The sequence below is a fragment of the Caulobacter sp. genome, from assembly GCF_965279145.1.
Classification (GTDB): domain Bacteria; phylum Pseudomonadota; class Alphaproteobacteria; order Caulobacterales; family Caulobacteraceae; genus Caulobacter.
On sequence record NZ_OZ257139.1, the window covers coordinates 3,533,634 to 3,552,972 of the forward strand.

The following is a 19,339-nucleotide window of genomic DNA, read 5'->3' on the forward strand; positions in this document are numbered from 1 at the left end:
TCGTTGAGGGCGTTGCTTCAGCTTGTCGTCGTTGGCTCAGGAGGATCTCACCATGGCTCCAGCGCACGACTTCATCTCGGAAAAGACCCTGCTCACCTTCGCGGCCCGAGCGATCGGACCGCTCGGAGACGGGATATGCAGGACGCATCGGCTAGACGCGCTTGATATCTCGACATTCGACTTCATGGCGCTGGTGGGCGCTCTGGAGGATCGATGTGGCGTCGTTCTGGCCGACTGCGAACTCGCGCGTTGCGAGACGCTGGGCGACCTTATCGAACGCTTGCGGGCGCTGGCCGCGCCGAGCGGTCCGGCGCCGCGTGACCCGGTCCAGGCCTGGAGGGTCAAGCGCGTCACGTCGCGCCAGGCCGGCTCTCGGCCGGCCCTGTCCAGCGATCAGGCAGGTTCGGCACTGTGACACGGCTCAGGCGCGAGTGGGCCCCTGAATGGCCGCCGCGACTGCGCCGCCTCAGTAGGTGACGCGGACCCCGAGCGAGAGGGTCCGAGGCCGCAGAGGTGTGACCTGATCGGTTGTCCGCAGCGAGAAGGGATTGCCGTAGGCGAAGGTGTCGCCGCGCGCATTGGTGGGATTGTCCACGGCCAGGGTCGCGCGCCAGCGGGTCGTGGAGAGACCCAGCGCCAGGCGCCCCGTCCCGTAGCCGCCCATGGAGGGCGCGGTCGTCGCATCGAAGGTCAGTCGCGAGTGGCCCACATAGGCGTAGCGACCGTCGAACTCCAGGGTGAGGTCTCGGCCCAACGGCCTTTCGTAGTGCGCCGTCACACCGCCGGCGCGATGGGGCACGCCGGCGAGGGTCACGTCCTTGCGGGCCGGGAAGGCGAGGTTGACCTTTTCAAGTTCGGGCGCGTCGAAGAGCAGGTTCGCGCCCAGCTTCAGCTCGCCCAGGCGATAGGCGCCCTCGATCTCCAGTCCAAGGTTGCGCCCGTCACCGATATTGGCGGTGAAGGGCAAGCCCGAGGGGAGAAGCTCGTCGCTCTGGATGTCCTTCCAGCGAACCTGGAAGGCGGCGGCGCGCAGGCGTAGCCGGCCATCCAGCAACGAAACCTTGCCGCCGGCCTCCAGACTCCAGAGCTCGTCGGCGTCATAGCGGCGGCGCGGTTCGGTCTGACCACTGGCCGAGAAGATCTGTCCGCGTGGTCCGGTCGTGTTGAAGCCGCCGGCCCTGTAACCCTCGGCCGCCTGGACGTAGATCAACGCGGTCGGCGATAGCGTGTAGGACAGCACGATCTTGGGCGCGAAGCCCGACTTTTCCAGGCCGCCCGAGAACGGCGCGACCGCGCCGTCCGCGGACTTGATCTGGCTGGTCACGCGCGTCTTGGACGTGAACAGCCGACCGCCCAGGGTGACGTCGAGCGCCCGCCCGATCGGCGCGGTCGCTTCCCCATAGAGCGCCGCCTCATCGAGTTTGTCCCGTCGGGTTTCGGACAAGGCGTGGGCGGGCGAGTCCGCCAGGCGCGTCAGGGCCAGGTCGATATCCTGATGGGTGCGGGCCAGGAATGCGCCGACCAGCCATCGCACGCGGGCGTCCGCCGGCGAGCTCAAGGAGCCCTCGGTGACCAGGCTGTGGGTGCGATCGTTATCGTCATAGGCCGCTGGCCCCGACGCGAGGGCGGTGGGCGGCGCCGAGGTGGCGTCGTAGCGGCTGGTAATATCGTGATCGACGGCCGAGATCGTCCAGCGCGCCTGGATCCGGCCGATCTCGCCCTTGAGATTCAGGTGGGCCTCGGCGAAATCGTTGTCGTGTGGCTCACGAACCTGGTTGCGGCGGGTGTAGGGAGCTTCGGTGGCCAGGGCGTACTGACTGTCGTCGGAATTGATGAACTGCGCGGCCCCGCCGCCGGTCAGGGTCCAGCCGTCGCCCAGGTCGACCTTCACGTTCAGCCGGACGCCCGAGCGAAGGGAGCGGTTGACGTTCTGGAGGCCCAGGCCGCCGTCGTCGATATAGCCGCCCTGCTGGTCGTGATAGAGCACCGCGCGCGCGGCGCCCCGGCCCTTGAGGATCGGCAGGTTGACCATGCCCGACACGCCCTTCGAGGCATCGCCGCCCTGCGTCGCGCCGACAGTGCTCCCAATCCAGGCCTCGAAGCGGTCGGCTTGCGGAGGCTCGGTGATCAGGTGCAGGACCCCGCCAAGCGAGCCGGAGCCGTACAGCGCGCCCTGCGGCCCCCGCAGGATCTCGACCTGGGCCATGTCGATCAGCAGCAGGTCAGGATCCGGGGCGTTGTAGGTCAGTCGGGTGTCGTCGAGATAGAGGCCGACCATAGACTGGGTTCGACCCGTCAGCGGGCCGTCGGAGAGGCCGCGCAGCATGATCTTGTCACGGCCCGGACCCAGATTGGTGACCGTCATGCCGGGCACGGCGAGCGCGAGGTCATTGGCGTCTCGCAGGCCCTGTCCCGAGATCGCGGCGCTATCGATCGCGCTGACGGCGTAGGCCAGACGATCGGCGGGGGTAGGACGACGGGTCGCGACCACGATCAGCTCGTCGAGCGGGTTCGAGGGGGCCGGGTCGTCTTGGGCTGGCCGCTGACCGGCAGGCTTGGCGGGCGGCAGGCGGACGATCTCGATGGCGCCCGCGTCGATCAGACGAAAGCCGCAACCGGTTCCCGCCAGCAGCCGCGTCAGTCCTTCGCGGGGGGAGAGGCGTCCACGAAGCGGGCGGCTTGTCGGCGCGCAGCCGGCGGCGGCCTGGGTGCTGATCGAGACGCCGGCCTGAACGGCGAAGTCCACCAGCGCCGCCTTCAGCGGCTTGCTCGGAATGTCGAAGGTCACGGGGCGTTGCGCCGCCTGCGCGACGCCGCTCCATCCGACGACGCCTGCGAAGCTGGCAGTCATCGCCCAGCGCCGCCATGCGTCAGCTCGCAACGAAACACCCTCCGACCTTCAGAATGGCGTTACCGTAGTTCGATTTGGCGGTCGGTGCGATGCACGGATGCGGAAAAGTAGCCAGCTAGGCGCTGGACCACCACAGTCTCGTCGCCCAGCTCGATCACGCCTGAGAAGCGTTTGCCGGCCAGGGCGGGCGAGACCTTGATCGGGACCGGATAGCGACGGTTCAGATAGGCCACCATGTCGCCCAGGGTCTCGTTGTCGCAGACCAGCCGGTTCTGGGTCCAGGCGAAGGCGGGGTCGGGATCGGTCGCGGCCTGGATCGAGCGAGTCTCGCCAACCACGTGGCTCAGGCTCTGACCGGCGACGAGGCGCGCGACGGGCGCCGGCCCCTGGTCGGGCTGGCGCACCTCGACGATTCCCCGCCGTACGGTCACCCGCAGGGTTCCGTCGTAGTGGCGGATGTTGAATTCGGTGCCGACCACCCGGACCTGCTGGTCGCCGACCGAAATCAGGAAGGGACGGCCTGGATCCTTGGCGACGTCGAAGGTCGCCTGAGCCTCTGCCATCTCGACGCGACGGGCGCGCCAGCCCAGCCGGACCTTCAGGGTCGAGGCCGCGTCCATGCGGATGCGCGTGCCATCGGCCAGGGCCACGTCGCGGGTTTCGCCGGGCCCAGTCCGGTAGGTCGTGGGCGTTCCCTGATAGCCGCGCCAGACCATCGGGCCGACGACGAGTGCGACCGCGGCCGCCGCCGCGGCGGCGGACCAGACAGGCAGAGCGACGCGGCGTCTGAGCGGTACGATGCGCGGCGCCGTCGTCTTCAGCGCGGGCGCGATCTCGGCGGCGCGTTCGGTCAGTTCAGCGGCGACACTCTCAACCTCTTCAAAGGCGGCCAGATGGTCGCCGGAGGCTTCGAGCCACAGGGTCAAGGCGGCCCAGTCGTCGGCGGTGGCCTGGTCCGACTGGACGCGGACCAGCCACGCGACGGCGTCGTCGCGCAGGCCTGCATTCGCCATCATGCCGTCCACGCCGCTCATGGGTGCTCACCGTTCCCCGAGGCCCAGGCCTCGCTGCTTGCCCCAATGACGCCACAAAGGCCCAGGCGCCTCCAAGCTTTCTTCAAAATAGTTTCGGGCGTCATCGGCCCACCTTGGCGATGATGCGCTTGAGGCTGGTCATGATGTACTTCTCGACGCTGGACCGCGAAACGCCCATGGCCGCCGCTGTCTCGGCGTGGTTGAGGCCTTCCAGCTTGTGAAGGCGAAACGCCTGCTGCACGGCGGGCGGCAGGTCGTTCACGATCTCGACGATCTGCGCCAGGCGCTGGCGGGCGGCCAGGGCGTCGTCGGCCCGGGGCTCGTCGGCTGTATCCCAGTCGATGGCGCTGGCGCCGCCTGCGCCGCGCCACTGGGCGTCACGCTGGCCTGCGCGCCTCTGGGTCTTTATCCGGTCCAGCATCAGGTTCGAGCCCAGCCGGTAGAGATAGGCCGCGGGGTTGTCGATCGGCGTCTCGGGCGGCGGGGTGATCTTCAGATAGATGTCCTGCACCAGATCCTGGGCGGCTTCCTCCGACCGCAGCCGGACGCGGAAATAGCGCACCAGCTCATTCCGCCGTTCCAGGTAGCAGGCGAGCAGGGGATGGACGGTGCTGTCGTCCAAGGACTCGATCGAGGCTCCGGCCGGCAATACGGCGCATCGTCGGGAATCCGACGACCTTCCCAGTGTTTCGTAAGCGATCCCCGGGCGCAATCGCAATCCCTTGAGGAGGTTTGGCGGGCGCGTCGTCTTGGCTGTCGAAGGGCGTCGAGACGCTCGCCAGAGTTCGGAGATCGGTCTTGCTTGAAGTGATGATGCTCGACGACGGCGCGCCGCGCGGCAGCCTCCGGTTCGACGCTGATCGCGTGCGGCGCTTCACCTCGGTGGAGCCCCGGGTGATCTCCATTCACCACCTGATGCAGCCTGAACGTCGCCGGGTGGAAGCCTATATCGAGTCCGCCTACGCCTCGGCCTTCAACGGCACGATCCGGGCGCACTATCCCACCCTGATGAGCGTGCAGGACGGCCAGGGCCGTATCCATGGCGCCGTGGGCTTCCGTCTGGCCGACGATGGCGCGCTGTTTCTGGAGCAGTATCTCGACGAGGCCATCGAGGCGGCCATTGAGCGCAAGTCAGGCGAAGCGGTAGACCGCTCCGCCCTCGCCGAGATCGGCAGCCTGGCGTCGGAAAGCGCCGGCGCCTCGCTGTTTCTGTTCCTGGCCTTGGCGCGTCATCTTCACCAGAAGGGCTGCACCCACGCCGCCGCCACCGCCACCCGCCAGCTGCGGCGCAGCTTCGCCCGGGTCGGTTTCGCCACCCAGGCCCTGACCCGCGCCGAGCCGAGCCGGCTGGGCGAGGGCGCCGCCGACTGGGGTGGCTACTACAACCGCGATCCCGAGGTGATGGTCGGGGCCATCGCGCCGGCCCTGCCGGCCTTGGCCCAGATGCTGATGGTCGAGCCGCCGGAAGTCGCTGACATCCGCCCAAGATTGCATCCCGCCTGGCCTTCGGAGCTGGCGCGATGAGCCGGGTTCTCGACGCCGTCGCCCGGCACGCTGTCGACAAGCCCGCCGCCATCGCCCTGAGCACGCGCAGCCTGTCGCTGACCTATGCGGAGCTCGAGGCCGAGATCCAGCACGCGGCGACGGCGCTCTTCGCTTTCGCGCCGCTGATCCGCCCTGGCGCCCCGGTGGCGGTGCGGCTGGCCAATGGTCCGGCCTGGGTGGTGCTGGACCTTGCCCTGATGCGTCTGGGCTGGCCCAGCCTGCCGTTGCCCGGCTTCTTCACGCCGGCCCAGCGCGAGCACGCCCTGGCCGACGCCGGCGCCGCCCTGGTGGTGGAAGAGGCCGAAGGAAACAGCGCGTTCGAGATTCTGGGCACGGCGATCGCCGTCACCCCCGTCGCGACGGCGCCCGTGGCCCTGCCGACCGGCACGGCGAAGATCACCTACACCTCCGGCTCGACCGGCCAGCCCAAGGGCGTGTGCCTGTCGCTGGAGCAGATGGAGGCCACGGCCGCCGCCCTGGTCGAGGCCATCGGCGCCGACTATGCCGGCCGCCACCTGCCGCTGCTGCCGCTGTCGATCCTGCTGGAGAACGTCGCCGGGCTCTATACGACCCTGCTGGCCGGCGGGCGCTATCACGTCCTGCCCGCCGCCGAACTAGGCCTGGACAACCCCTTCCGCCCGGATCTGGCCGCTCTAGCCGGCGCCATCGCCGCCGAGCACGCCACCAGCCTGATCGTCGTGCCCGAACTGCTGCGGGCCCTGTTGATGGTGATGACCTTCACCGGCGCCCGCTTCCCCGACCTGAACCTGGTGGCGGTGGGCGGCGCCAAGGTGTCGTCGCAACTGCTGAGCCAGGCCGACGGCTTGGGGCTGCCGGTGTATGAGGGCTATGGTCTGAGCGAATGCGCTTCGGTCGTGGCGCTCAACACCCCGTCTGCCCGCAAGGCCGGGGCGGTGGGCAAGCCCCTGTCTCACCTGTCGGTGACCATTGACGGCGAGGGCGAGATCATCGTCTCGCCCCAGCCTTTCCTTGGCTATGCCGGCCGCGAACCGCACCAGGGCGCTGTCCATACCGGCGATCTGGGCAGCCTCGACGCCGACGGCTTCCTGCGCATCGAAGGCCGGCGGACCAACACCATCATCACCGCCTTTGGCCGCAATGTCGCGCCCGAGTGGGTGGAGAGCGAGCTCCTGGCCCAGCCCGAAATCCGCCAGGCGGTTGTCTTCGGCGAAGCCCAGGCCGAGCTCGGCGCGCTGATCGTGCCGCTGATCCCCGACATGGACGAGGCCGCCATCGCCCAGGCCGTGGCCCGGGCCAACCTGGCCTTGCCCGACTACGCCCAGGTCAAGCGCTGGCAGGTCCGCGCCCCCTTCGACCCCGCCCGGGGCGAACTCACCAACAATGGCCGTCCCCGCCGGGCGGTCCTGTTGTCGCGTCACAGCGACTTCATCCAAGCCTCTTGAGCAGGAGCCTTAAGCCTTGACGTTCTTTCCCAAACTGGTCGCCGCCACCGTCGAGGGTCAGCAGACCCTGGCCAGCGTGCCGCAGATCCAGGACGGCCTGACCGGCCAGATCTCGCGCGAGACCTACATCGCCTATCTGACCGAGGCCTATCACCACGTGAAGCACACCGTGCCGCTGATGCAGGCGGCCAAGGCGCGCCTCGACGACGCCCACGACCGCTACCGCCATGCGCTGGACGAATACATCGCCGAGGAGACCGGCCACGAGGCCTGGATCCTCGATGACATCCGCAACTGCGGCGGCGACGCCGAGGCGGTGCGCAACGGCCAACCGCGCGAGGCCACCCAGCGCATGGTCGACTTTGCCTACGACTACATCGCCAAGGTCAATCCGATGGGCTTCTTCGGCATGGTCTTCGTGCTGGAAGGCACCAGCGTTCGCCTGGCCACCCAGGGCGCGGAGGCCGTCGCCAGGAACCTGAACCTGGGTCCGGAATGCTTCAGCTATCTGACCTCGCATGGCTCGCTGGACATGGAGCACCTGGTCTTCTTCCAGAAGCTGATGGACGAGGTCGAGGATCCTGCCGACCAAGCGGCGATCATCGAGGTGGCCTCGGCGATCTTCGAGCGTTTCGCCAACGTCTTCCGCGCCATTCCGCATGACCGGGCGGTGGCCCATGTTTAACGACAAGACCATCCTTCTCACCGGCGGTTCCGGCGGCCTGGGCTCGCTGATCGGCGCGCGACTGATGTCCGAGGGCGCGCGCGTCATCGTGCTGGACCGCGCGCCGCCGGCCGCGTGTTCGGGCTTTCTGCAGCACGACATCTCCACCGCCGAGGGCGTCGAGGCCGCCGCCGCCGCGATCGCCGTTCGGGACTGGGACATCGTCATCAACCTGGCGGGCATCCAGCATTTCGGGCCCTTCGAGTGGCAGGGGCCGGAACATCTGATGGCCAGCTACATGGTCAATCTGATCGCGCCGGTTCGGCTGACTCAGGCTGTTCTGCCCGGCATGAAGGCGCGGGGAAGCGGCCAGATCGTCAATGTGGGTTCGATCTTCGGCTCGATCAACTTCGCCCACTTCGTCACCTATTCCAGCGCCAAGGCCGGGCTTCGCGGTTTCAGCCAGGCCCTGCGGCGCGAGCTGACGGGCACGGGCCTCGACGTCACCTATGTGGCGCCGCGCGCGGTCAAGACGGCGCTGAATACGCCGGCGGTGATGGAATTCGCCAAGCTGACCCAGATGAACATGGATCCGCCCGAAGAGATCGCTCATCGGATCGTCGAGGCCATCCGCGGGCGAAAGAAGGATGTCTATTTCGGCTTCCCCGAGAGCCTGTTCGTCCGCCTCAACGCCATCTTCCCGCAACTGATCGACCGCGCCCTGTCGGCCAACGACCGCAAGGCCGCGGGGCTGTTCGCCAACTGACTGCCGGAGTTTCCATGAAAACGCTTTCGATGCTCGCCCTGGCCGCCGCGGTCAGCGCCCTGGCCCTGCCGGCCTTCGCCGGTGACCCCGCCTTTGACGGACGGGTGGACGGCCTGGCCCGGACCTGGGCCCACGTGAATTACGAGATCAAGGACAAGGCGGCCCAGGCCGCCGAGGCCGCCAGGCTGGCGGCAGAAGCCGACGCCCTGGCCAAGCAATATCCCAACCGCGCCGAGCCTCTGGTCTGGGAGGCGATCTCGACCGCGACCGAAGCCGGCGCCAAGGGCGGCATGGGCGGCCTGGCCCTGGCCAAGAGCGCGCGGGGCATGCTGGAGCGCGCCGAAAAGATCAATCCGAACGCGCTCGGCGACGGCTCGGTCTATACGAGCCTGGGTTCGCTCTATGCCCAGGTGCCGGGTTTCCCGATCGGCTTCGGCGATCCGGGAAAGGCGCGCGCCTATCTCACCAAGGCCGTGGCGATCAGTCCGAACGGCGTCGACTCCAATTTCTTCTACGGTGATTTCCTGATGCGTCAGGGTGACTATGCCGGGGCCGAGGCGGCGCTTCAGCGCGCGCTCAACGCGCCGGCGCGCCCCGGCCGCGATCTGGCCGATCGAGGGCGCAAGGCGCAGGCGGCCGCGCTTCTGGCGACGGCGCGACAGAAGGCCCACGGCTAGGGTCCAGCTCGGTCGCCACCTTCATGCGCAGGCCGGGCGATAGGCGTCACGTGTCGACGCCATGAGGGTGGCTCGCCGGGCTAGGGCGGTCTCCGGCCCTGGTCTGCGCCGCCGTCATGGAGCGCTGGCGTTCAGCGGGCGGTCGGAGACAGGATTACTCAAAACGGGCAGGTAGAGGCGAAGTGTCGCATCTATGATTTCTGCCGCGTTAACAAGTTCACGCAACATTTATTCTGCTCATAGTGGGGAGGTGTGCGCGTGGCGGTAAGGATCAGTGCGACGGCCGCGAGCGGCGCCCCCCGCAAGGAGGCCTTGCAAGGTCCGTGGCGAATCCAGGGGTTCGAGACCCGATGGCGCCAGGTCGAGCGCAGAGCCGCGTGACCAGCAAGCCGGACAATCCGCGGCGTATCCGAGCCGGCGGGGCGTCTCCCGCCCGGCCTGCGTCGGTGGCGATCGCCGCCGCCTATCGCCCGATCGTGCGCGGGTATTTCCTGGCGGCCAGTCTCTACTACGCCTTCATCGGCGCCTCGCATCCCTTCTACGAACAGGGATCTTCACTGCTGGTGTTCGAGGCCCTGGCGATCGCCGCCTGCTTGTCAGGGCTCTATTTCTGGTGGTCGTTCGGCCGGGAAGCGAGAACCGAGCGCTGGCGCCTTGAGCTGGCCGTTCTCTGCATCAACGGGCTCTTCATGGCCAATGTGCTGGCCTACCAGCTGGTCCATTTCGAAGCCCCGAAACTTGTCTATTTCGTGCTCATGGCGCTGGTGTTCGGGACGTCCGCCCCAAGCCTTCGCGTCGCCTATGTCAGCACGGCTTCGGCGATCATCGGCCTGGTGGTCATGGCCCAGCGCGCGCCGCAGGATTTTATTGGCCAGTATGTCTTCATCGGCGTCGCCGCGACGTTCGCCGCCATCGGCATGGCCACCCTGATGCGGGGGGCGATCTATCGCGAACTGAGCGCGCGCCTGGCCTCCGAGGCCCTCAATCGGGACCTGGAGCTCAAGTTGACGGAAATCGAGCGCCTGCGCGCCGAAGCCCAGGCCTTGGCCTCCGAGGCCCAGGCGCTCGCGATCAAGGCCCAAGCCGCCGATCGGTCCAAGTCGGAGTTCCTGGCCACCATGAGCCACGAGATCCGAACCCCGCTGAATGGCATACTGGGCATGGTCGAGGTGATGGACCGCTCGCCATTGCCCCTGAAGCAGAAGGAGCGCCTGACGATCGTCAAGTCGTCCGCCCGATCCCTGCTGCAGATCATCAATGCCGTGCTCGACATCTCGAAGATCGAATCCGGCCGGATGGATCTGGCGCCCTCCGTCTTCAGTCTGGCGGCCCTCACCGATGGGCTCGACCAGCTCTATTCGGGCCTGGCCGCCGAGAAGGGCCTGTCCTTCAGTCTGGTCCGGGAGCCTGATCTGGCCGACAGCCGTTTCGGCGACGAGGTGCGGCTGCGGCAGATCATCAGCAACCTGACGTCCAACGCGCTGAAATTCACGGACACTGGCGGCGTCTCCATCGAGATCCGTGGTGACGCGGAGACGCTGACCGTTCGGGTTCGCGATACCGGACCCGGCATTCCCGAAGCGCTACGCGACCAGGTCTTCGAACGGTTCGTCCAGGTCGACAGCTCCAGTACGCGTCGCAGCGGCGGCTCCGGTCTGGGCCTGGCGATCTGCCGCGAGCTTGTGGGCCTGATGGGCGGATGGATCAGGCTGCTCCCCCCCGACGGAGAGGTTGGAAGCTGCTTTGAATTCCAGGTCAGCGCTCCGGCGGTGGCTGACGCGTGCGGTGCGGTCGAGGCCACGCCCGCCGAGCGACTGACAGCCGATCAGGCGCTGAGGGTCCTGGTCGTCGATGACAACGCCACCAACAGGATGGTGCTCGCCGCGCTGCTGAGTGAGCTGGGCGTCACCGCCTCGCTGGCCTGCGATGGCGTCGAGGCTGTTGACGCCTTCAGGACGCAGCCGTGGGATGTGATCCTGATGGACATCCACATGCCGCGGATGGATGGCCTCCAGGCCTGCCGTGCTATCCGCGACTGCGAGTCCGCCGAAGAGCGCCGCCGAACCCCGATCGTGGCGGTGACGGCCAGCGCGCTGGCCCATGAGACGGAGCAGTATCGAGCGGCGGGCATGGACGGTTGCATTCCCAAACCCATAGACATTCAGAACCTCGTTGTCGGGCTGCAGGCCGCACTGACAAGTCGTGGGCGGAGCGCCGCTTGAAGGGGGCTCCGTCGCCAGGAGCATTTCGGCGTCTGGCCGGAACCGCCGTCGCCGCAGCCCGTCAGCGCGGGGCAGGGCGTTTTTGGTGATCTATGAAGTGTATGCCGTTTCAGGTATTCAGTAATGATTGTATCTGTTGTCCATTGCTTGCATCTATACTCAATATGAGTTCAATATCAATGTATTGGTAATATTTGCAATTCAGGAATTGCATTATGGGTGGCATGGCATGTCTGAGAATCTGTATTGAGCATGGCGCGCGGGAACCCTCTGTTGACGGCGTGACACCAAGTAAGATCGATCGCACCGCCGCTCTCTATGTCGAATCCCGCTGGCCCCCGCCTCGACGGTTTGGTCAGGTCGCGCCCGGCGCCTATGTTCTGGTCGATCCCAACGCCGAGTTTCTTGACGGCGAAGAGCTCAAGCAGATCGCCTCGGAACTTCAGCTTCGATTGTTCGGCACTCAAGGCCGTGATGACCTGTGCATGATCACCTATGAGGGTGACGAGACCGAGGTCCTGCGCTTCTCAAGTCTTCCCGAGACCGAGTTGCTGGCCATGCGAGGCGGAGAGCCGCCACCGCCCGTCGGGCGCACGCGCGTGGTCACCCGCGACGGCGTGCGGGAACTGGCGCCTTGGGGCTCGACGCCCCGCACCGTCGCCAGCGCCTCGACGGGTCCCGCCGAGGGGCCGCGACTGGGATGGCGGGGGGTCTACAACCCGGTGGCCGAGCGCTTCGAGGCCAGCCAGCCGCAGTTCATGCTGCGCGAGCCCGAAAGAACGGTTTTGGAGGACAGCGACTACATGCGGTCGGATGTGACCATGCTGGACGCGTGCGTCGCCGCGCTCGGACGCCGGCCAGACCTCCATGTGCAAGCCGATTTCCGCATGTGGAGCATGGTCCGGGCCAGTCTGCGGGATGCCTATCAGGCCAAGCTGGCGTCCCTGCCGGCGATGGCGGTGAAGCAGTTGAGCGCCCAAGTCTATGACGTGCCTCGCGACTTACCGTTCTCGGCCATCGCCCCACTGCGCGAAATACTCCGGCCGGTGTTTGGTCGTATCGAGCTTCGAACCCACGATCCGGTTTTCAACGTCCAGGCCTTGCCCGCCAATCTGGTGGACGGGGTGGTGCTGCAGTTGTCGGGTCAGGATGAACTTCAGCGCCTGTTGAACCTTCGGCGGTTCCTGTCGATGCGTCGGCTGTATCTGGATCGCAAATTGCGCCAGAGCGTGGCGGGTCTGCGCTCGCGTCGTGAGTTCGAGCTGTGTCGCGAGCTGAGACTGTCTTCGGTGACCGGTCCGATCGTCAGCGCGCCGTATGAAGAGCCGCTCCAGGAAGTCGCGTTCGCCCAGTCGGAACTGCCGCTCAGGACCGTGCTGTCCTCTTAGTCATCGAAGCGCCGCGCCGGGCGGGTGGCGCTTCGACCGCGTCTGCGCCGGTCACCGCCTTGCGGTCGGCCTCCGCCCGCGCCGCCGCCGCCAGCTGTTCGCTGACGGGCGAGGCCGCGTTCGCCCGGACGATACGCGCACCGTGGTGATCTAGAAAAACCTCTTCGTCTCGTTGCATGAGGAGGACGGGAGAGATCGGTCGGCGGTGTGTCAGGGGCGCTTGAGGCCCAAAACGCGGTCGATCAGGGAAAGGACGGTGGAGACGCTCAGCGCGCTGAACGCGATCAGGCCGCCCCATTCCTTCAGGACCTGAGGGTCGTTCACGACGCCCTGGATCGACAGGGCCCAGACCAGGAAGGCGATGCAGGACGCGATCGGCGGCCAGGGATGCGGCCTGAAGGGTTGCGGAGCCTGGCCGGCCTCGATCTCCGCTTCCCGCTGCTTGATGTAGGACAGCGCGAGGAACAGAACGGGCGTCAGGACCGCGAACGTCGCGTACATCACCCATCCCTGTCGCCCATGTCCCCAGGCGGGCACGGCCTTGGGCAGGGAGGCCACGCCGGCCATGGCCGCCGCGAACAGGGTGATGGTCTCGGTCGGCAGATAGCGTGACAGGATATCGAACGGATCTTGTCTGCTGGGCGCCTCCGCGCCCGGCGCGCGCGTGAGGGCGACGGCCCGCGCGGCCTGCTCGGCGGAAAGGGTCAGAAGGCTCATCGCGACGCCGCCATCTCTTTGGTCGTCACGTCACAGCCGGCGACGGCGATCTTTCCGGAGTGGACCGCTTTCATGGTCGTGTGCGCGGTGCGGCAAATCAGTTCGCCGGACGCCAGCACCTTGCCGTTGGAAGGGTCGCTCAGCAGGTAGCCGGCGACGATTCCGCCCGTCAGGGTGATGCTGTTGAAGCCCACCGCCGTCCACACGGTGTTGCGCTTGACCAGGCTGCCGCCGACATGGTCGAGCCCCACGCGCAGCACCAAGGGATTGCCGGCGGACATCGCCTCCATCTGGTAAGCGCGGGCGAGCAGGCTGGGCGCCCCGAGGCTGACCTTGGAGACCTCACCGGTGAACGCGTCGATCTGGGCGAGGCCGCGGTCGAGATTGGCGACACTGGCCTTGGTGGCGTCGGTCTGTTTCTGTCCGGCGACCGCGGCGCGACAGTCGGACAGGCGGGTCTGGGCGCTCTTAAGCCCTGCCCAGGAGGCGGCCAGGGAGCCCGGCGCCGGGGAGGTCTGGCGAGTGATCCGCGTGGCTTCCGACGGTACGATGACCGCGCGGCTGCTCGTGGCGAGCCTGGCCGCCAGGGCGTTGACGAGGACGCGATCATTCAGCGAGACGCTGACGCCCTGCACCTCCGTGTCGACCTTGAGCGCGCCGATCACCGCGCCGAGAACCGGTGCGATCGCGGCCAGGCTCCTGGTTCCGACCTCGGCCTTTGTCGCAGGCGCGCAGGCATTGGCGGAAGTTCGGGTCGCGGCGCCGGCCAGGTCGTCCATATAGGCCGCCAGCGAAACGGGCAGGCTAAGGTTCACCGTCTCGGCGTTCGCGACCAGGATGATCGTGCTGTCCGTTTTGATCCTGGCCGCGATCGCGTCGGCCACCGCATTGGCGGCGGCGGCGGACAGCATCGCGGCTTCCAGGACACCGGCGGTCTCGCCCAGCTTGGTCTCGCCCTTGGTCGCCGGCAGGTTCAGGGCGTCCGCCCGCGCCTTGATCTTCGCCGTCTGGGCGTTGGTGTAGTCGGTTTCGGCCTTCAACTGCTCGGTCCGCGCCTTGACCGCAGCATTGGGATCGGGCGTGTCCTCGGCGTGGGCAAGCGAGGCGTTGGTCAGGGCGCTGGCCAACGCCAGGCCGAGGATGAAGTTGCGATTTTTCATGGTCGTGCTCCAGAGCCACCCCCTGTGGCGGCGCTGAAACTAGGCCCGCGGCGTCTCGTCGCCGCGTGACGGCCGTCACGCGAGGCGAGATGGGCGGGAACACACACGATTACGTTGTATGGGGCGCCAAGCTCTGCCACGCTGCTCGATGAACATTGTTATGCGTGGGGTGGGGCGATGGAACGCGGCGGGGAGCAGGGCGCGACGCGCTACCGCGCTTTCATCAGCTACAATCACAGGGACGCGTTGATCGGCCGTCGGCTGCATCGTCGGCTCGAACGCTACACGCTGCCTGGACGGCTGATTGGTCGCCTGACCGGAAGGGGGACGGTTCCGCGTCGCATCGCGCCGATTTTCCGAGACCGCGAAGAGCTGGCCGCCGCCCACGATCTCACGGCCGAGGTTCGCGCCGCGCTTGCCGCGTCCGCAGCGCTGATCGTCGTGTGCTCGCCCAACGCGGCGGCTTCTCCCTGGGTCGCGCGCGAAGTGGAGCTCTTCCGCGCCCTGCACCCGGATCGACCCATACTGGCGGCCCTCTTCGACGGCGAGCCTGATGCAGCCTTTCCTCCGCCCCTGCGCGAGGCCGGTGACCCGCTGGCCGCGGACTTCCGGCGCGGCGGCGACGGCGAACGTCTGGCCTTCCTCAAGCTGGTGGCGGGCGTGGTCGGCGTGGGCCTGGACGAGATCGTCCAGCGCGACGCCCAAAGGCGCTACCGCGCCGTGATGGCCGTCACGGCCGCCGCCCTGACGGCGGTGCTAGCGATGGGATTGCTCACGGCCTTCGCTCTGAGGGCCAGCGCCGAAGCCGGGCGCCAGCAGGAGCAGTCGGAGTCACTGGTGGATTTCATGCAGACCGATCTGCGCGAGACTCTGAGGGGCGAGGAGCGCCTGGCGGTGCTGGCCAAGGTCAGTCGCCGCGCCCTGCAATATTACGAGCAGCAGGACGTCGAACGTCTGCCGCCGTCGTCGCGCCGTCGCTACGCGCGGGTGCTGCACGCCATCGGCGAGGACGACGAAAGCCGAGGTCATCTGGACCGGGCGATCACCCGTTTCAAAGCGGCCGATCGCGTGACCGGCGCCCTGCTGGCGGCCGATCCGGACAATCCCGACAACATCCTCAACCAGGCGCAGAGTGAATACTGGCTGGGCTATGCCGATTATCGACGGGACCGCTTCGAGTCCGCCAGGGCGCGGTTCACACGCTATCGGGATCTGGCCCAGGCGCTGACGCGGCGGGCTCCAGGGAACGCGGGCTATCTTCGGGAGCTGGCCTATGCCGAGGGCAGCCTCTGCACGGCGGTGCTCAGCCCGCCGGTCGATTCCGGCGCGGCGCTGCGTCACTGCGCTTCGGCCCTGGCGGCGATGGAGACGGCCGCGCGCGGATTGAAGGACGACCCCAGGATCGGGTCGGACCTCATCAACCGGCACGCCTGGATGGCCGACGCCTACGACGCGGCGGGCGATCCTCGACGCGCGCTCGACGAACGGCTGGAGCAGGAGCGTCAACTCGAGGCGTTGATCGCGACCCAGCCCTCCGACGCGGGACGCAAGGCCGACTGGGTCGCCCTTCAGCGCGCGCTGGCCAGCCTGCTGGTGAAGTCCGGCGACGAGGCGGCGGCGCTGGAGCGCCTGCGCAAGGCCAGGGTCGCCGCCGAGAAACTGTCCGAGTTCGATCCCGAAGACGCCCGCGTGGTCCGCATGCTCGACGGGATCAACAAGAGTGTCGCGTACCTGGAAACCCCACCCGCCCAGAGGAGGCGCAAATGAACATTCAAACGCCGATTACGGAGACCCAAACGCTCTCCAGCTTCCGCAACGAGTTCGCGGCGATGCCGCGGGATTCCGCGCCGGCCGACAAGTTCAATCCCCAGTCGATTCTCCATGTGTTGCTGAAGATCGATACGAGCGCCGCGCCCAGGTTGCGGTTCGTGGCCTTGCCGTCGGTGGTTCCGGATCCGCCCGGCGAGATCGAGAGCTACGCCAAGAAGGTCGCGGCGACGGTGGCGTTCCATTCGCAGAGCACGCTGCTGCCTTCCCCGTTCGACGTCTTGGTCACGCAACAATGCTGGCTGATGGTCGAGCTGGATCGCTCCGCGAACTGGCAGTTCACGGAAGGCGAGCTGGGTTGCACCACCAAGGGGAAGACCAGCACCAATAATTTCGGACTTCGGCATGCCTATGCCGATGGAACGCTGGGAGAGCTCGATGAGCCCGTCACGAAGCCGGGGTGCCGCGTGGTGTATTTCGGCGTGGCGCGGCGTGCCGCGGGCAGGCCCGGCCCAGGCAATCCCGGAAGCGAGTTCATGAACTTCCACGTGCAGTTCCTCGCCGACAACGGTGAGCGGCTGAGCGTGATCTTCGATCCCGACATCAAGAACGAGGGGCCCTCCATCCCCTGAGGCCCGGCCAGATCCCGACTTCGTTTCCGTCTATCGAGAGCGTCTTTTGTCCAATCCGTCTATCGAGAGCGTCTTTTGTCCAAGTCACCCGTTCTTTTGCATATCGCCGCCCTCGCGCGGGCGGGCGCCGCCGACCATGCCTGGGAAGTCTTTCAGGCTTCGGGCCTGGCGGCGTCCGCGGCGCCCGCCGACCTCAGCCTCAAGGGACGGCTGCTCAAGGAACTGGGTCGGCGCGCCGAAGGGGATGAGCGGCGGAATTTCTACCACCGGTCAGCCGAGGCCTATCGGTTGGCCGCGCAGCGCGGCGGCGGCGCCTATCCTCTGATCAACGCCGCCACCCTGTCTCTGCTGGCGGGCGACGAGACTTCGGCGCGGCTCCACGCGCTGGCCGCGCTGGCCGCGCCGGAAGAGCAGCACGAAACCCCATACTATCAGGTGGCCACCCGCGCCGAGGCGCTGCTCGTTCTACGCCGATCCCCCGAAGCCCGCGACGCCCTGGCCCAGGCCGTATCCCTGGCGCCGGAGGCCTGGGAGGATCATGCGATTACGCTTAGGCAGTTCGCGCTGGTGCTGGAGACGCTGGGCGAGGACGCCGAGTGGCTGAATGTCTTCAGGCCGCCGCGCACGCTGCATTTCGCGGGCCTGATCGGACTTTCCCCCCACGACGAGGCTCTGGTTCAAGCCGTGGCCCGCGTCGTGGCCGAAGAGAAGGTGGGCTTTGGTTACGGGGCCCTGGCCGCCGGGGCGGACATCGTCATCGCCGAGGCCCTGGCCGCCGCCGGCGCTGAACTTCATGTGGTCCTTCCCGTCGATCCGGTCGCTTTTCGCGCACGCTCCGTGCAGCCCTATGGCGAGGCCTGGGCGTCGCGGTTCGATGCGCTCATGAAGACGGTGGGCGATCGTGTCAGCGTGGTCGCGCCCGGGTGCGGGCCAGCCGATCCCGCCGCCTTGCGGCTCGCGGCCGAGACGGCGATGGGGCTGGCGGTCATGAAGGCGGCCGCGCTTGCCACCGAGCCCCTGCAACTGCTCATCCTGGAAGGCGGAGATCTTGCGACGGCGCCGCCGGGTCTCAGTGTTCAGGCCGGGAAGCTCTGGGCCGCGTGTCACCGTCGCCAGCGGTCGCTGTCGGCCTCGCGCGTCTCGACGGTGGGCGGGCGGATGCATGCCGGCGCGACCACGCGATTGGCGGCTTTCCTGTGCGTCGAGTTCGAGATCGACATCGGGGCCTCGGATCCCGACGGTCTGTTGAGGCATGTCGCCGGGCTCCTTCCTGAAGACGCCGCGCGCCTCGCGCCCCCCGTATGGCTGGGGCGAACGCTGTGGCTTGCCTATGGCGATCTCGAAGCCGCGTCACGGGCTTCACGGGCCATTCTGTCCGCGGGCGGCGACGGTGTTCGGTTGGCGGGGCACTATGGTCTGGCCGTCGCGACGCGGAACCCGTTTGGACCCGGAGCGATCCTGCTGGGACCGGAAGTCGAACGAGCGCGAAGCATCCTCCCCTCCGTTCCTCCGGGTGCGATGCACGGCAGCCTCTGCTTCGCCGCGGCGCTGGTCGCCAGCGGAGCCGCCGTGAGCACGGAGCGCGTGGGCGATCTGACAAGCGCTGACGGAGCCATGGGGCTCTATGCGCTGGGATTCAGCTGACCGGGGTCGTTTTTCATCCTCACCGCGTAGGGCTGGAGCGCCAGATCATCGCGTTGTCTCGACGGCGCTCTAGGCGATCAGGTCCTCAAGGCGATGGGGCGCGATGATCGTCAACGCCTCGCTGGTCCGGCGAACGATGCCGCGTCGCTCCAGGGCGTTGACCGCGCGGGAGACGGTCTCGCGCGTCGTCTGTACGTCGAGCGCCAGGAGCGAGAGGACCGGCGCCGGGCTGATGACGTAGCCGTCGCCCAATTCAGCCAGCCGCAGAAGTTCTGCATGGACGCGCCCGACGGCGCTGAGCGTCGTGCGTTCGACCATGCGCTCGGTGGCCGCGCGCAGCTGTCGCAGCAGCATGCGAGAGAGGGCCAGACCGATACAGCTGTGCCGGTCCATCATGCGCAGGAAGTCAGCCGCCAGGAGCGTGGCGGTGCGTACCCGTTCAAGGGCGACGATGTCGGCGAGGCTGGCGTCCCCGGTCGGATGCGCGGTTGAGCCGAACATGTCGCCAGGAGAAAAGTTCTGCAGCACGACCACCCGTCCGTCGCGGCCGAACGCCAGGGCGCGAGCCCGACCCAGCAGCATCAGGTAGGTCTCGTTTGGCGTGTCGCCCTGCCGCAGGATGACGGCGCCGGCGTCGAAGGCGCGATCGGCGGCGGCGGTCGCGATGGCCAGGGCGACATCGTCGGGGCACGCGAAGACTTCGCGCACCAGGGCTTGCAGACTGGCGCTATCGCTCGACACGGCCGCGGTCCCCGATCCGACGGTTCGGCCGCCATTGTTCGGCCGTCCGGCCTTCGGGCGCAAGGGTGCTGGTGTCAGGGCTTTGCGGGGAAGAACAGCAAAGCAGG

Annotated in this window: 17 protein-coding genes; 11 read left to right on the plus strand and 6 right to left on the minus strand. The window is 67.7% G+C overall.

The features are described 5' to 3' along the window. Positions 1-52: 52 nt before the first annotated feature. Complete coding sequence (locus tag ACQY9P_RS16505) at positions 53-415, plus strand: acyl carrier protein (RefSeq protein ID WP_421738128.1); 363 nt, start codon at positions 53-55, stop codon at positions 413-415. A 51-nt stretch (positions 416-466) separates the two neighbouring features. Here ACQY9P_RS16505 and ACQY9P_RS16510 read toward each other — a convergent pair whose 3' ends face one another. The 3 genes from ACQY9P_RS16510 to ACQY9P_RS16520 form a co-directional block, all read right to left on the minus strand. After that, the gene (locus tag ACQY9P_RS16510; RefSeq protein ID WP_421738127.1) at positions 467-2,851 is read right to left on the minus strand and encodes a TonB-dependent receptor domain-containing protein; all 2,385 of its coding nucleotides are present in this window, start codon (positions 2,849-2,851) and stop codon (positions 467-469) included. A 59-nt stretch (positions 2,852-2,910) separates the two neighbouring features. Continuing rightward, a complete protein-coding gene (locus tag ACQY9P_RS16515; protein WP_421738126.1) occupies positions 2,911-3,885 on the minus strand; it encodes a FecR family protein in 975 nt (324 codons plus the stop codon). A 100-nt stretch (positions 3,886-3,985) separates the two neighbouring features. Next, positions 3,986-4,507, minus strand: a complete 522-nt coding sequence (locus ACQY9P_RS16520; RefSeq protein WP_421738125.1) for an RNA polymerase sigma factor — start codon at positions 4,505-4,507, stop codon at positions 3,986-3,988. 185 nt (positions 4,508-4,692) lie between these two features. Here ACQY9P_RS16520 and ACQY9P_RS16525 point away from each other — a divergent pair, with 185 nt between their 5' ends. From ACQY9P_RS16525 to ACQY9P_RS16555, 7 genes are all read left to right on the plus strand, one after another. Beyond that, complete coding sequence (locus ACQY9P_RS16525; RefSeq protein ID WP_421738316.1) at positions 4,693-5,409, plus strand: thermostable hemolysin; 717 nt, start codon at positions 4,693-4,695, stop codon at positions 5,407-5,409. Further along, the gene (locus ACQY9P_RS16530; protein WP_421738124.1) at positions 5,406-6,854 is read left to right on the plus strand and encodes an AMP-binding protein; all 1,449 of its coding nucleotides are present in this window, start codon (positions 5,406-5,408) and stop codon (positions 6,852-6,854) included. Before ACQY9P_RS16525 ends, ACQY9P_RS16530 begins: the two co-directional genes overlap by 4 nt. Positions 6,855-6,870: 16 nt before the next feature. Further along, on the plus strand, positions 6,871-7,539 hold the full coding sequence (locus ACQY9P_RS16535) for a TenA family transcriptional regulator (RefSeq protein ID WP_421738123.1): 669 nt from the start codon (positions 6,871-6,873) through the stop codon (positions 7,537-7,539). Then, entirely contained in the window at positions 7,532-8,284 is a 753-nt protein-coding gene (locus tag ACQY9P_RS16540; RefSeq protein ID WP_421738122.1) for an SDR family NAD(P)-dependent oxidoreductase, read from the plus strand. The genes ACQY9P_RS16535 and ACQY9P_RS16540 overlap by 8 nt, the downstream gene beginning before the upstream one ends. Before the next feature lie 14 nt (positions 8,285-8,298). Next, on the plus strand, positions 8,299-8,961 hold the full coding sequence (locus ACQY9P_RS16545) for a tetratricopeptide repeat protein (protein WP_421738121.1): 663 nt from the start codon (positions 8,299-8,301) through the stop codon (positions 8,959-8,961). Between the two features lie 377 nt (positions 8,962-9,338). Then, positions 9,339-11,183 (plus strand): ATP-binding protein, encoded by a 1,845-nt coding sequence (locus ACQY9P_RS16550; protein WP_421738120.1) that lies wholly within the window; start codon positions 9,339-9,341, stop codon positions 11,181-11,183. Between the two features lie 281 nt (positions 11,184-11,464). Then, positions 11,465-12,571 (plus strand): hypothetical protein, encoded by a 1,107-nt coding sequence (locus ACQY9P_RS16555; RefSeq protein WP_421738119.1) that lies wholly within the window; start codon positions 11,465-11,467, stop codon positions 12,569-12,571. A 210-nt stretch (positions 12,572-12,781) separates the two neighbouring features. Here the strand turns inward: ACQY9P_RS16555 and ACQY9P_RS16560 are convergent, their stop codons facing one another. After that, positions 12,782-13,288 (minus strand): hypothetical protein, encoded by a 507-nt coding sequence (locus ACQY9P_RS16560; RefSeq protein ID WP_421738118.1) that lies wholly within the window; start codon positions 13,286-13,288, stop codon positions 12,782-12,784. Next, positions 13,285-14,448, minus strand: coding sequence for a hypothetical protein (locus ACQY9P_RS16565; RefSeq protein WP_421738117.1), 1,164 nt, complete (start codon positions 14,446-14,448; stop codon positions 13,285-13,287). The genes ACQY9P_RS16560 and ACQY9P_RS16565 overlap by 4 nt, the downstream gene beginning before the upstream one ends. A gap of 177 nt (positions 14,449-14,625) precedes the next feature. On the opposite strand from ACQY9P_RS16565, the gene ACQY9P_RS16570 reads away from it, so the two are divergent. The 3 genes from ACQY9P_RS16570 to ACQY9P_RS16580 all read left to right on the plus strand — a co-directional run bounded on the left by ACQY9P_RS16570 (position 14,626) and on the right by ACQY9P_RS16580 (position 18,491). Then, positions 14,626-16,215 (plus strand): toll/interleukin-1 receptor domain-containing protein, encoded by a 1,590-nt coding sequence (locus tag ACQY9P_RS16570; protein ID WP_421738116.1) that lies wholly within the window; start codon positions 14,626-14,628, stop codon positions 16,213-16,215. Then, positions 16,212-16,847: a nucleotide synthetase gene (locus tag ACQY9P_RS16575; protein WP_421738115.1), complete on the plus strand. Its 636-nt coding sequence runs from the start codon at positions 16,212-16,214 to the stop codon at positions 16,845-16,847. The genes ACQY9P_RS16570 and ACQY9P_RS16575 overlap by 4 nt, the downstream gene beginning before the upstream one ends. Positions 16,848-16,922: 75 nt before the next feature. Further along, positions 16,923-18,491 carry a tetratricopeptide repeat-containing protein gene (locus ACQY9P_RS16580; RefSeq protein ID WP_421738114.1) on the plus strand — a complete coding sequence of 523 codons (1,569 nt, stop codon included), beginning with the start codon at positions 16,923-16,925 and terminating at the stop codon, positions 18,489-18,491. A gap of 69 nt (positions 18,492-18,560) precedes the next feature. Here the strand turns inward: ACQY9P_RS16580 and ACQY9P_RS16585 are convergent, their stop codons facing one another. Further along, the gene (locus tag ACQY9P_RS16585; protein ID WP_421738113.1) at positions 18,561-19,232 is read right to left on the minus strand and encodes a Crp/Fnr family transcriptional regulator; all 672 of its coding nucleotides are present in this window, start codon (positions 19,230-19,232) and stop codon (positions 18,561-18,563) included. Positions 19,233-19,339 lie beyond the last annotated feature (107 nt).

Excerpts from the sequence above, each read along its gene's own strand:
- ACQY9P_RS16505 (WP_421738128.1), top strand. The coding sequence starts at position 53 with ATGGCTCCAGCGCACGACTTCATCTCGGAAAAGACCCTGCTCACCTTC.
- ACQY9P_RS16510 (WP_421738127.1), bottom strand. The coding sequence starts at position 2,851 with ATGACTGCCAGCTTCGCAGGCGTCGTCGGATGGAGCGGCGTCGCGCAG.
- ACQY9P_RS16515 (WP_421738126.1), bottom strand. The coding sequence starts at position 3,885 with ATGAGCGGCGTGGACGGCATGATGGCGAATGCAGGCCTGCGCGACGAC.
- ACQY9P_RS16530 (WP_421738124.1), top strand. The coding sequence starts at position 5,406 with ATGAGCCGGGTTCTCGACGCCGTCGCCCGGCACGCTGTCGACAAGCCC.
- ACQY9P_RS16540 (WP_421738122.1), top strand. The coding sequence starts at position 7,532 with ATGTTTAACGACAAGACCATCCTTCTCACCGGCGGTTCCGGCGGCCTG.
- ACQY9P_RS16545 (WP_421738121.1), top strand. The coding sequence starts at position 8,299 with ATGAAAACGCTTTCGATGCTCGCCCTGGCCGCCGCGGTCAGCGCCCTG.
- ACQY9P_RS16560 (WP_421738118.1), bottom strand. The coding sequence starts at position 13,288 with ATGAGCCTTCTGACCCTTTCCGCCGAGCAGGCCGCGCGGGCCGTCGCC.
- ACQY9P_RS16565 (WP_421738117.1), bottom strand. The coding sequence starts at position 14,448 with ATGAAAAATCGCAACTTCATCCTCGGCCTGGCGTTGGCCAGCGCCCTG.
- ACQY9P_RS16570 (WP_421738116.1), top strand. The coding sequence starts at position 14,626 with ATGGAACGCGGCGGGGAGCAGGGCGCGACGCGCTACCGCGCTTTCATC.
- ACQY9P_RS16575 (WP_421738115.1), top strand. The coding sequence starts at position 16,212 with ATGAACATTCAAACGCCGATTACGGAGACCCAAACGCTCTCCAGCTTC.